We start from the raw sequence: 11107 nt of genomic DNA, 5'->3' as shown, positions 1-11107 counted from the left end.
CCTCCGCCGGCCCGCTCGGCATGCTCGGCGGCGGCTACATCGCCGACAAGGTGTACGACTGGTTCGGCGGCCCGAACGGGTGCGGAGTGGGAAGTCGGACGGGCCGACTTCCCACTCCGCACCCGGCGGATCAGCTCGCCCAGCCGGACGTCCGCCAGGCGTTGACGCCCGGGTGGACGGCCGGGCGGAACAGGCGGGAGCGGTCGTTCCAGGGGGCGGCCGGGCCGGCACCGGCCAGGCGTGCCGCCTCGGCGGCGGCCTGCGCGGCGGCGGCCCGGGCCTGGACCACCGCCAGGACGGCGGCGAGCTCCTCGGGGGTCGGCTGCCCGTGCAGCACGTGGATCGGGGCCATGGCTCAATTCTCTCCCGACGGGGGCCTACAGGGGGATGTTGCCGTGCTTCTTCGGCGGCAGCACCTCGCGCTTGCCGCGCAGTGCCCGCAGACCCCGGACGATGTGTCGGCGGGTCTCGCTCGGCGGGATCACCGCGTCCACGTAGCCGCGCTCGGCCGCCAGGTACGGGTTCAGCAGGGTGTCCTCGTACGAGGCGATCAGCTCGGCCCGCTTCTGCTCGGCGCCGCCCGCCGACCCGGCCTCGGCGATCTCCCGCCGGTGCAGGATGTTGACCGCGCCCTGCGCGCCCATCACCGCGATCTGCGCGGTCGGCCAGGCCAGGTTGAGGTCGGCGCCCAGGTGCTTGGAGCCCATGACGTCGTACGCGCCGCCGAAGGCCTTGCGGGTGATCACGGTGATCAGCGGGACGGTCGCCTCGGCGTAGGCGTAGATCAGCTTGGCGCCGCGGCGGATGATGCCGTCCCACTCCTGCTCGGTGCCGGGCAGGAAGCCGGGCACGTCGACGAAGGTCAGCACCGGGATGTTGAAGGAGTCGCAGGTCCGGATGAAACGGGCGGCCTTCTCGCTGGCGTTGATGTCCAGGCAGCCGGCCAGGTCCATCGGCTGGTTGCCGACGATGCCGACGGACTGGCCCTCGACCCGGCCGAAGCCGGTGATGATGTTGCCCGCGTACAGCGGCTGGGTCTCCAGGAACTCGCCGTCGTCGACGATGTGCTCGATCACCTTGCGCATGTCGTACGGCTGGTTCGCCGAGTCCGGCACGATGGCGTCGAGTTCGAGGTCCTCGTCGGTGACGGTGAGGTCCGCCTGCTCGGGGTAGGACGGCGGGTCCGACAGGTTGTTGGAGGGCAGGTACGAGAGCAGGCTCTTGACGTACTCGACGGCCTCCTTCTCGTCGGTGGCCAGGTAGTGCGCGTTGCCGGACTTGCTGTTGTGGGTGCGGGCGCCGCCCAGCTCCTCCATGCCGACGTCCTCGCCGGTCACGGTCTTGATCACGTCCGGGCCGGTGATGAACATGTGCGAGGTCCGGTCGGCCATCACCACGAAGTCGGTGATCGCGGGGGAGTACACCGCGCCGCCCGCGCAGGGGCCCATGATCAGCGAGATCTGCGGGATCACGCCCGAGGCGTGCACGTTGCGGCGGAAGATCTCGCCGTACAGGCCGAGCGAGACCACGCCCTCCTGGATCCGGGCGCCGCCGGAGTCGTTGATGCCGATGACCGGGCAGCCGGTCTTCAGCGCGAAGTCCATCACCTTGACGATCTTCTCGCCGAACACCTCGCCCAGGGAGCCGCCGAACACGGTGAAGTCCTGGGCGAAGACGGCGACCTGGCGGCCGTCCACGGTGCCGTAGCCGGTCACCACGCCGTCGCCGTACGGGCGGTTCCGCTCCTGCCCGAAGTTCGTCGAGCGGTGCCGGGCGAACTCGTCGAACTCGACGAAGGAGTCCTCGTCCAGCAGCTCCGCGACCCGCTCGCGGGCCGTCAGCTTGCCCTTGGCGTGCTGCTTCTCCACGGCCGCGGCGGAGCCGGAGTGCACCGCCTCGTCGAGCCTGCGCCGCAGGTCGGCGAGCTTGCCGGCGGTGGTGTGGGGGTCGTACGGCGCCTCGGTCATCCGGTGGCTCTCCCTGATCCATGGGCCGCGACCTGTTCGAGTGCGCGCGGGCCGGAGTGGGGGCCCGCGCATGAGGGCAGGGCGGCGCTGCGAACTACCGTTGGGTAGCGTAGCCAGCGCGCGGGCCCGGACGTCACGTCCTGGCGTTATGGCCATCGACACAGTGTGTCAACGCGCGTTCTGCGGGACGATGGGGCGGCCTACGCCCCCGGCGTCCGCACACCCCCTAGTGTTCTGGACCATGACCGCACCCGACTCCCCCCGCCGCAGTGGACTGCGCGGTTTCGGCCACGCCGGGCCGTCGCCGTGGACCGACCTGGACCGTCCGCCGCTGGACGAGGCGGCGCTGCGCCGCGACCTGCTGGTCCCGGACGGGCTCTGGACCTCGGTGGACGTCGTCGCCGAGACCGGCTCCACCAACAACGACCTCGCCGCCCGCGCCCGGGCCGGCGCCCCGCAGGGCGCGGTGCTGGTCGCCGAGGTGCAGAACGCCGGGCGCGGCCGGCTGGAGCGCCAGTGGAGCGCCCCGGCCCGCTCCGGGCTGTTCCTGTCCGTCCTGCTGCGCCCCGAGGAGGTGCCGGTCGAACGCTACGGCTGGCTGCCGATCCTGGTCGGGGTGGCCACCGCCAGCACGCTGAGCCGGGTCGCCGGGGTCGAGGTCGGGCTGAAGTGGCCCAACGACCTCCAGGTGGAGATCGACGGCGCCGAGCGCAAGCTCGGCGGCATCCTCACCGAGCTGAGCGGTGGCGCCGTGGTCGCGGGCCTCGGCATCAACGTCTCGCTGCGCGAGCCCGAACTGCCCGTCCCCACCGCCGCCTCGCTCGCGCTGGCCGGCGCCGAGGTCACCGACCGGTCCACCCTGCTGCGCGCCCTGCTGCGCGAGTTCGCCGGGTTGTACCGCACCTGGACGGCCGCCGCCGGCGACCCGCACACCAGCGAGCTGCTCCGCGCCTACGCGGACCGCTGCACCACGCTCGGCCGCCAGGTGAAGGTGCACCTGCCGGGCGACCGGGAGCTGGTCGGCGAGGCGGTGGCGATCGACGGCGACGGCCGCCTGGTGGTCCGCACCCCCGACGGCGCACGCCGGGCGGTCGGCGCGGGGGACGTCGTCCACGTGCGCCCCGAGCCCCGCTGAACGGCACTCTTCACCTCTCCTTGACCCGGGCTGATGCCCCGGATCGCGCGATTCCGTGCGAACATTCCACCTGGCAGCGGTGTGAGGCGCGCCACTGCCCGCCGGGTGGCGGGCGCGCCCGGACAGGCAGGACACGAGGCGATTGCGGCGACCGCACGGGGACGGACCGGTGGCAGAGGACGGCAGCAGCGGCGCGACATCGGGGACCCACGACCCCACGGTCGCGCTCGAACTGGAACGCCTGATCCTGGACGCGCCACGCCGCTACACCCCGTACCAGGCCGCGCGGGCCGCCGACGTCCCGATGGAGCTGGCGACCCGCTTCTGGCGGGCCATGGGCTTCCCCGACATCGGCCAGTCCCGGGCCCTCACCGACGGCGACGTGATCGCCCTGCGCCGGCTCGCCGGCCTGGTCGAGTCCGGCCTGCTCAGCGAGTCGATGGCGATCCAGGTGGCCCGCTCCACCGGCCAGACCACCGCCCGGCTGGCCGGCTGGCAGATGGACACCTTCCTGGAGAACCTCACCCAGGCCGTCGAGCCCGGCCTGACCCGCGCCGACGTCGCCTACCCGCTGGTCGAGCTGCTGCTGCCGGAGCTGGAGCAGTTCCTGGTGTACGTCTGGCGCCGCCAGCTCGCCGCCGTCACCGGCCGGGTGGTCCAGGCCGCCGAGGACAACGAGATCACCAGCGGCCGCCTCGCGGTGGGCTTCGCCGACCTGGTCGGCTTCACCCGGCTGTCGCGGCGGCTGGAGGAGGAGGAGCTCGGCGAACTCGTCGAGACCTTCGAGAACACCTGTTCGGACCTGATCGCCGGGCAGGGCGGCCGGGTCATCAAGACCCTCGGCGACGAGATCCTCTACGTCTCCGAGGACCCGGTCACCGCCGCCGAGATCGCGCTCAGCCTGATCGAGGCCCTCGCCGAGGACGAGACCATCCCCGCGCTGCGGGTCGGCATGGCCTTCGGCACGGTCACCTCGCGGATGGGCGACGTCTTCGGCACCACCGTGAACCTGGCCAGCCGGCTCACCTCGATCGCGCCCAAGGACGCGGTGCTGATCGACGGCGAGTTCGCCGCCGCGCTGGAGCAGTACGGCAGCGTGGCCCCGCCGGACGCGGACGGCCCCGGCCTCGCCGAGGCGCTGTCGGCCGCCGCCGGGATGCCCGCCTCGGGCCTGCCGGTGCCGGGCCTGGACGCCGGGCACCGGTTCCACCTGCAGCCGATGTGGCGCCGGCCGGTGCGCGGGCTCGGGCTGGTCGAGCCGTGGCTGCTGTCGCGGCGGCTGAAGCCGGAGTAGGCCTCCGCCGCTGCCCCTCCCGGGCCCTTCTCGCGCCTCTCCTGGAGCCTTTCCGCTCCCTTCCGGGCCCCTTCCGGTCTTCTCCTGTGCCCTTCCCGGCTTTTCCCGGGCCTTTCCAGCCTTCCCCGGCCCTTTCCAGGACGTGGCCCCGGGCCGGTCCCGATGCTTGGGGTGCCGAACGGTTGAAACCCGTACGGCCGGTTGCGGGTCCGCCCCGGCAAACGGGGCATAACCGAACGAAACCGCCATAGTCTTGGTGAAAGCGGCCGGGTGGGTGCGGCCGCCGTCGGGGGTCCGGCAGGACCGGGCACAGGGAGCGAGGCGAGCCGGTGAGCAGCGAGGCGATCATGACGGACCGCGGCTGCGACTGCGGCGGCCCGCGGCTGTCCGGCCAACTGCCCGACCTGCGGCTGCAGTCCGTGGTCGAGCTGGCCCAGGACATGGCCCGCGCGCTCACCCCGCTGGAGGCCGTCCGGGCCGCCGCCGCCCGCGCCACCGAGGCGCTCGGGGCGACCATGGCGGCCGTCTCCGTCTGGGACCGCGAATCCGGCCGGCTCCGGGTCCTGGTCAACCACGGGGAGCTCGCGCCCGGCGAGGAGGAACTGCCCGAGGACGAGTCCTACCCCGTCGCCGACTTCCCCGAGATCGTCACCTATCTGGAGGAGCGCTGGACCACCGGGCGCCTCCCTCGGGCCTGGCTGCAGACCGCCGAGAACGCCGAACCGCACGCCGGACACGCCCACCCCACCGCCGGCGCGTACTGCCAGGAACGCGCCGCGGCGCTGCGCCGGCGAGGCCGCGCCTGCTGCGTGGTCGCCCCGATCGTCCTGCACGGGCAGGCCTGGGGCGAGCTGTACCTGGCCCGCAGCGTCGGGAAGCCCGGGTTCGTCGCCGCCGACACCGACTACGCGACCCTGCTCGCGGCCCAGATCTCGGCCGGCCTCGCCCAGACCGAACGCCTCGCCGACCTGCGCAAACTCGCCTTCTCCGACCCGCTCACCGGCCTCGCCAACCGGCGCGCCGTCGACGCCCGGCTGGAGAGCGCCCTCACGGCGCACAACCGGGACAACACCGTGGTCTCGCTCGTCGTCTGCGACGTCAACGGCCTCAAGCGGGTCAACGACCAGCTCGGCCACGAAATGGGCGACCGGCTGCTCGAACGGTTCGCCCACCAGCTCTCGGTCGCCGCGGCCAAACTCCCCGGCAGCCTCGCCGCCCGCCTCGGCGGCGACGAGTTCTGCCTGCTCGCCGAGGGGCAGAAGGCCGACGAGGTCGTCGCCGTCGCCGAGGAGCTCTGCGCCCGGGCCCTGGCCCTGTCCGAAGGCGAGGGCGTCGCCTGCGGCGTCGCCTCCACCGGCGACTCCATCGGCCCGGTCACCACCCCAGACCGGCTCTTCCGGCTCGCCGACGCCGCCCAGTACCGGGCCAAGGCCGCCCGGGCCGCCCACCCCGTCGTCGCCGGGCGCAGCCACGGCCCCGGCTTCTCGCCCGACCCCACCGTGCTGCTCGCCGACGCCGCCGACCCGCACCACCGGGCCGACGGACGCGCCCGCCCGGGCCGGGCCGGGGCGGGCGACCGGCGGCGCTTCCGGGGCGCCGCGCACAGCGCCGACCCGGGCCAGCTGCTCACCGCCGTCCTCGCGGCCCTCGACCAGGCCGCCGCCGCCCGGGCCGTCCACCCCGCCGACACCCTCGGCAAGCTCGTCGTCGTCGCCGAGGCCTCCGCCCGGCTGCTCGACGCCGTCGGCTGGTGGGTCTCCTACGTCCCGCCCGGCTCCCACCTCATGCGCACCGCCCAGCACGCCGTCTACCGGATGACCAGCGGCCCCAGCAGCACCCGCGCCGAGACCCAGCGGGCCCAGATCGAGGCCCCGGACGCCGTCTTCGACCTGCGCCACTACCCGATGACCCGCCGCGCCGTCCGCGGCGGCGCCTTCGCCCTGCGCGCCGGCGCGGCCGGCAACGACCCGGCCGAGGAGGCCATGCTGGTCGTCTCCGGCTACCGCGGCATGGTCGCCGCCGGCGGCCAGAACCCGGCCGGCGGCTGGCTCGTCGAACTCTTCGCCGACGACGCCACCCTGCCGCTGGGCCAGGCCGCCTTCGCCATGCGCGCCCTGGTGGCCGTCGCCCTGGCGGGCGCGGCCTCGCCCCCGGTGGTGTGAGGCCGGGGGAGGCTGGTCGGCGCGGTCAGGCCGGCCCGAGGGCGCGCAGGACCGCCTCGACCAGGCGGTCGGCGTAGGCGGGGTCGAGCGGGCCGAGCCGGTAGAGCCAGCGGTAGTGGAGCGGGCCGTAGAGGAGTTCGAGGGCGAGGTCGAGGTCCGCGTCGGGGGCGAGCTGGCCGGCCTCGCGGGCGCTGTGCAGGCGGGCGCGGGTGACGTCGAGGAGTGGGTTCAGCAGGCGGGTGCGGTACTCGGCGTACAGGGCCGGGTCGTTGAGCATCTCGGCGGTGATGGCGCGGTAGCTGCGGTCGAGGGCGGGGTCGGTGAGCTCGGCGGTGGTGGGGCGCAGGACGGTTCGCAGGTCGGCGGCGAGGTCGCCGGTGTCGGGGAGGTCGAGGCCGCCCTCGTGCTCGTTGGTGGCGAGGAAGGCGTCGAAGACGACGGCGCCCTTGGACGGCCACCAGCGGTAGATGGTCTGCTTGCCGACGCCGGCCCGGGCGGCGATCGCCTCGATGGTGAGCTTGCCGAAGCCGACCTCGGCGACGAGTTCGGAGGCGGCGGCGAGGACGGCGGCGCGGGAGCGTTCGCTGCGGCGGGCGGGATCGGGGGCGGTTCTGTGGGCCATGGCGGAAATTCTAAGCGAAGTGGCGAGACGGTACGTATCGTCTTGACGCGGCGTCGGATCCGGGATCATGCTGGAGGGGCGCCAGCGAGACGGACCGTCTCGTCTTGTTCTGAACCCTGGAGGCCCCATGACCCGCTCCGCCCACCCCGCCCACATCCTGATGGTCTCGGTCCCGGCCCACGGGCACGTCAACCCCAGCCTCGCCGTGATCGCCGAACTGGTCGCCCGGGGCCACCGGGTCAGCTACGTCAACGACGCCTCCTTCGCCGAGGCCGTCGAGTCCACCGGTGCCCGCCTCGTCCCGTACCCGACGCGGCTGCCGCTCGCCGACGACCCGAGCGGGTGGCCGGAGGACCCGGTGGCGATCCAGGAGGTGTTCCTGGACGACGCCCTCGCGATGCACCCCGTCCTGCTGGAGGCCTTCGCGGACGACCGCCCCGACCTGGTGCTCCACGACATCGCGGGCTTCGCCGGGCGGGCGCTCGGCGAGCGGCTGGGCGTGCCGGTGGTGCAGCTGTCGCCCACCTACGTCGGCTGGGAGGGCTTCGAGCAGGACATGGCGGAGGTGTACGAGGCGATCCGCAACGGGCCCGGCGGCGCCGAGCACCACCGGCGGTTCGCCGACTGGCTGGCCGAGGCCGGGGCGGTGGAACGCGACGTGGACGCCTTCAAGGGCCGCCCGGTGCGGGCCGTCGCCCTGATCCCGCGCGCCCTGCAGCCCAACGCGGACCGGGTCGACGAGCGGCGCGTCAGCTTCGTCGGGCCGTGCTTCGGCGACCGCGCCCATCAGGGGGAGTGGCGGCGGCCGGCCGCCGCCGAGAAGGTGCTGCTGGTCTCGCTCGGCTCGGCCTTCACCCACCAGCCCGCGTTCTACCGGGCCTGCGTCCAGGCCTTCGGCGACCTGCCCGGCTGGCACACGGTGCTCCAGGTCGGCGCGCACACCGACCTGGCCGACCTGGGCGAGGTGCCGGACACCGTCGAGGTGCACCGGTGGGTGCCGCAGCTGTCGGTGCTCGCGCAGGCGGACGCCTTCGTCACCCACGCGGGCATGGGCGGCTCCAGCGAGGGGCTGTACCACGGCGTGCCGATGATCGCCGTGCCGCAGGCCGCCGACCAGTACGCCAACGCGGACGCGCTGGTGGGGCTCGGCGTCGCCCGCCGCCTGGACACCGGGGAGGCCACCCCGGAGGCGCTGCGCGGCGCGCTGCTGGAGCTGGTCGGCGACCCGGCGGTGGCCGAGCGGCTGAAGGCGCTGGCCGCCGCCGGCCGGGCCGAGGGCGGCACCGCCCGCGCGGCGGACCTGATCGAGGCCGAGCTCAGGGGGTGACCGGCGCGGCGGGGGAGGACGTGGCGGGGGAGGGCGCGGTGATCCGGTCCGGCCGGGTGTAGACGTTCGCGCCCTCCCCTCGCAGGAAGCCGACCAGGGTCAGGCCCAGCTCCTCCGCGAGGTCCACCGCGAGCGAGGACGGCGCCGAGACGGCCGCCAGCAGCGGGACGCCCGCCAGCGCGGCCTTCTGGGTCAGCTCGAACGAGGCCCGGCCGCTCACCAGCAGGACGTGCCCGGTCAGCGGCAGCCTGCCCTCGCGCAGCGCCCAGCCGACCACCTTGTCCACCGCGTTGTGCCGCCCGACGTCCTCGCGGGCGCAGAGCAGTTCGCCGGTGGCGGCGTCGAACAGGCCGGCCGCGTGCAGGCCGCCGGTGGACTCGAAGGTGCGCTGGGCGGCCCGCAGCCGGTCCGGCAGGCCGTACAGCAGGGACGGCGGGACGGTGAGCGGGTCCTCGCCCACCGGGTGGCGGACGTGAGTGCGGACGGCGTCCACGGTGTCCCGGCCGCACAGGCCGCAGGCGCTGGTGGTGAGCAGGTTGCGGTGCGCGGACAGCGGCAGCGCGCGGGCGGCGCCGCGCAGGGTGGCGTCGACGACGTTGTAGGTGTTGGCGCCGGCTTCGTCCGTCCCGGCGCAGTACCGCAGGGCGGCGAGTTCCTCGGAGGTGTGCACCAGCCCCTCGCCGACCAGGAACCCGGCTACCAGGTCGAAGTCCTGCCCGGGGGTGCGCATGGTGACGGTCAGCGGTTCGCCGCCGAGCCGGATCTCCAGCGGCTCCTCCGCCGCCAGCGAGTCCGGCCGCACCCCGCGCTCGTCCCCCCGCAGCCGCACCACCCGGCGCCGTGCCGTCGCCCGCGTCATCGCCCTGCCACCTCCGTGCGTGTCCGTGGGCACCAGCGTGCGGCACGGGGCGGGCCGGGGGAAAGTCCTGCCGGCCGGTACGGGGCGTGCGATCGTGGCCGTTCCGGATGGCGACCACCTGTTGTCATATCTTCATTCACCTGATGTGATGGTGTATATGGATATGCACAGTGCTGTGGCCCCCGACGCTCCGCTGGTCCAGGTCGGCAAGGCCGACGTCAGCGCCGAGGACGTGCTGGCCGTCGCCCGGGGGAACGCCCGGGTCGAGATAGGCCCCGACGCGCTCGCCGAGATGGCGACGGCGCGGGCACGGATCGACGCCCTCGCGGCCGAACCGCGCCCCGTCTACGGCGTGTCGACCGGATTCGGCGCGCTCGCCGTCCGGCACATCAGCCCCGAACTGCGGGCGCAGCTCCAGCGGTCGCTGGTGCGCTCGCACGCGGCCGGGATGGGACCGGCCGTCGAGCGCGAGGTCGTCCGGGCACTCGTCTTCCTGCGGATGAAGACGCTGGCCTCCGGCCGGACCGGGGTGCGCCCGCTGGTCGCGCAGACCATGGCCGCCCTGCTCAACGCGGGCATCACCCCGGTGGTCCGGGAGTTCGGCTCGCTCGGCTGCTCCGGCGACCTCGCGCCGCTGTCGCACTGTGCGCTGGTCCTGATGGGCGAGGGCGTGGCCACCGGCCCGGACGGCGTGGAGAAGCCCGCCGCCGAACTGCTCGCCGCCGCCGGCATCGAGCCCGTCGAACTGCTGGAGAAGGAGGGCCTGGCCCTCATCAACGGCACCGACGGCATGCTCGGCATGCTGGTGATGGCCATCGCCGACCTGCAGCGGCTGTACACCACCGCCGACATCACCGCCGCGATGACCCTGGAGGCGCTGCTCGGCACCGACAAGGTGCTCGCCCCCGAACTGCACGCCCCGATCCGCCCCCACCCGGGCCAGGCGCTGAGCGCCGCCAACATGCTGGCCGTCCTCAAGGACTCCGGCCTCACCGGCCACCACCAGGACGACGCGCCGCGGGTCCAGGACGCCTACTCGATCCGCTGCGCCCCGCAGGTGGCCGGCGCCGGCCGGGACACCCTCGCCCACGCCCAGCTGGTCGCCTCCCGCGAGCTGGCCGCCTCGGTCGACAACCCGGTGGTGCTGCCGGACGGCCGGGTGGAGTCCAACGGCAACTTCCACGGCGCCCCGGTCGCGTACGTGCTGGACTTCCTCGCCATCGCCGCCGCCGACCTGGGCTCGATCTCCGAGCGCCGCACCGACCGACTGCTCGACAAGGCCCGCTCGCACGGCCTGCCGGCCTTCCTGGCCGACGACCCCGGCGTGGACTCCGGCCTGATGATCGCCCAGTACACCCAGGCGGCGCTGGTCAGCGAGAACAAGCGGCTCGCCGTCCCGGCCTCGGTCGACTCGATCCCGTCCTCCGCGATGCAGGAGGACCACGTGTCGATGGGCTGGTCCGCCGCCCGCAAGCTGCGCCAGGCCGTCGACAACCTCGGCCGGATCCTCGCCGTCGAACTCACCGCCGCCGCCCGCGCCCTGGAGATCCGCCAGCAGGCCGACGGCGCGGGCCGGACGGCCCCGGCCACCGCGGCCGCCATGGCCGCCGCCCGGGAGGCGGGGGTCGGCGGCGCGGGCCGCGACCGCTTCCTCTCGCCGGACCTGGAGGCGGCGGCCGCGCTGGTCGCCTCCGGGGAGCTGGTGCGGGCGGTGGAGCGGGTCACCGGGCCGCTGGCCTGA

General features: G+C 74.5%; 8 protein-coding genes and 1 pseudogene. 5 read left to right on the top strand and 4 right to left on the bottom strand.

The features are described from left to right. Positions 1-130 precede the first annotated feature (130 nt). Positions 131-352, bottom strand: coding sequence for an acyl-CoA carboxylase epsilon subunit (locus AB0O82_RS33795; RefSeq protein WP_363588079.1), 222 nt, complete (start codon positions 350-352; stop codon positions 131-133). A gap of 25 nt (positions 353-377) precedes the next feature. After that, complete coding sequence (locus tag AB0O82_RS33790) at positions 378-1967, bottom strand: acyl-CoA carboxylase subunit beta (RefSeq protein WP_363588077.1); 1590 nt, start codon at positions 1965-1967, stop codon at positions 378-380. Between the two features lie 241 nt (positions 1968-2208). Between AB0O82_RS33790 and AB0O82_RS33785 the strand changes: the two genes are divergently transcribed. From AB0O82_RS33785 to AB0O82_RS33775, 3 genes and pseudogenes are all read left to right on the top strand, one after another. Continuing rightward, a complete protein-coding gene (locus AB0O82_RS33785; RefSeq protein ID WP_063351348.1) occupies positions 2209-3102 on the top strand; it encodes a biotin--[acetyl-CoA-carboxylase] ligase in 894 nt (297 codons plus the stop codon). A gap of 169 nt (positions 3103-3271) precedes the next feature. Continuing rightward, positions 3272-4396 (top strand): adenylate/guanylate cyclase domain-containing protein, encoded by a 1125-nt coding sequence (locus AB0O82_RS33780; RefSeq protein WP_363588075.1) that lies wholly within the window; start codon positions 3272-3274, stop codon positions 4394-4396. Positions 4397-4743: 347 nt separating this feature from the next. Then, positions 4744-5862, top strand: a pseudogene (locus AB0O82_RS33775) (diguanylate cyclase); the annotation flags it as partial. 721 nt (positions 5863-6583) lie between these two features. Here AB0O82_RS33775 and AB0O82_RS33770 read toward each other — a convergent pair. Then, complete coding sequence (locus AB0O82_RS33770; protein WP_363588073.1) at positions 6584-7180, bottom strand: TetR/AcrR family transcriptional regulator; 597 nt, start codon at positions 7178-7180, stop codon at positions 6584-6586. A gap of 127 nt (positions 7181-7307) precedes the next feature. Here AB0O82_RS33770 and AB0O82_RS33765 point away from each other — a divergent pair, with 127 nt between their 5' ends. Further along, on the top strand, positions 7308-8507 hold the full coding sequence (locus AB0O82_RS33765) for a macrolide family glycosyltransferase (protein ID WP_363588071.1): 1200 nt from the start codon (positions 7308-7310) through the stop codon (positions 8505-8507). Here AB0O82_RS33765 and fdhD read toward each other — a convergent pair. Next, on the bottom strand, positions 8497-9366 hold the full coding sequence (gene fdhD / locus AB0O82_RS33760; protein WP_363588069.1) for a formate dehydrogenase accessory sulfurtransferase FdhD: 870 nt from the start codon (positions 9364-9366) through the stop codon (positions 8497-8499). The two genes, AB0O82_RS33765 and fdhD, sit on opposite strands and share 11 nt — an antisense overlap. A gap of 157 nt (positions 9367-9523) precedes the next feature. Between fdhD and hutH the strand changes: the two genes are divergently transcribed. Continuing rightward, positions 9524-11107 carry a histidine ammonia-lyase gene (gene hutH / locus AB0O82_RS33755; protein WP_363588067.1) on the top strand — a complete coding sequence of 528 codons (1584 nt, stop codon included), beginning with the start codon at positions 9524-9526 and terminating at the stop codon, positions 11105-11107.

Source organism: Kitasatospora sp. NPDC088264 (assembly GCF_040685715.1).
Taxonomy (GTDB): Bacteria; Actinomycetota; Actinomycetes; order Streptomycetales; family Streptomycetaceae; genus Kitasatospora.
The sequence above is the reverse complement of the archived record's forward strand: the minus strand, read 5'-3'. Positions and strand labels throughout refer to the sequence as shown.

Bases quoted from the DNA above. Each gene is read 5' to 3' on its own strand.
- AB0O82_RS33765 (WP_363588071.1), top strand. From the start codon at position 7,308: ATGACCCGCTCCGCCCACCCCGCCCACATCCTGATGGTCTCGGTCCCG.
- fdhD (WP_363588069.1), bottom strand. From the start codon at position 9,366: ATGACGCGGGCGACGGCACGGCGCCGGGTGGTGCGGCTGCGGGGGGAC.
- AB0O82_RS33785 (WP_063351348.1), top strand. From the start codon at position 2,209: ATGACCGCACCCGACTCCCCCCGCCGCAGTGGACTGCGCGGTTTCGGC.
- hutH (WP_363588067.1), top strand. From the start codon at position 9,524: ATGGATATGCACAGTGCTGTGGCCCCCGACGCTCCGCTGGTCCAGGTC.
- AB0O82_RS33790 (WP_363588077.1), bottom strand. From the start codon at position 1,967: ATGACCGAGGCGCCGTACGACCCCCACACCACCGCCGGCAAGCTCGCC.
- AB0O82_RS33795 (WP_363588079.1), bottom strand. From the start codon at position 352: ATGGCCCCGATCCACGTGCTGCACGGGCAGCCGACCCCCGAGGAGCTC.
- AB0O82_RS33770 (WP_363588073.1), bottom strand. From the start codon at position 7,180: ATGGCCCACAGAACCGCCCCCGATCCCGCCCGCCGCAGCGAACGCTCC.